Genomic DNA, 661 nt, shown 5'->3' with positions numbered 1-661 from the left:
CAACCAATGTTCTGCCCCAGAGGAAAAACCTTAGGCGGAAGTAGCGCCATCAACGCAATGGTCTATGTTCGAGGCGATAAATCTGATTATGATCACTGGGAAGCCCAAGGAAATAAGGGCTGGAAATTCGATTCAATGTTGCCCTATTTTAAAAAAGCCGAAACAAATGAGCGAGGATGCAATGACTACCACGGCAGCCAAGGTCCTCTTTATGTCTCAAACACACAAAATACTTACCCCTTGAATGAGTGCTTCCTAAAAGGTTCTGAGCAAGCGGGATACCCTTTAAATGACGATTTCAATGGGCCTCAATTTGAAGGTGTGGGCTATTATCAGTTTACAATCAAGAATGGCGAAAGGTGCGGTGTCTCACGGGCCTATTTAAAGCCTGCTCGTACTCGAAAAAATCTGCACATACAATGTGAAGCCTTAGTTAATCGAATTATTCTCGAAGATAAAGAGGCCAAAGGTGTGGTCTATTCGCAACGAGAAAAAGAGTATACCGCTCATGCTAAAAAAGAAGTTATTTTGTGTGGTGGTGCGTTTAACACACCACAAACTCTCATGCTGTCCGGGATCGGTGATAAGAAGGAGCTCGAGAAAGTAGGTATAGCTGTCGTTCATGATCTTCCAGGAGTAGGAAAAAACCTTCAAGAACATG

General features: G+C 43.4%; 1 protein-coding gene. It reads left to right on the top strand.

From position 1 onward, the window contains the following. Positions 1 to 661, top strand: a 661-nt coding sequence (locus A3729_RS04875; RefSeq protein ID WP_197475566.1) for a GMC family oxidoreductase, incomplete at both ends; no start/stop codon positions are given.

This window comes from Oleiphilus sp. HI0043 (assembly GCF_001634935.1).
The sequence above is the reverse complement of the archived record's forward strand: the minus strand, read 5'-3'. Positions and strand labels throughout refer to the sequence as shown.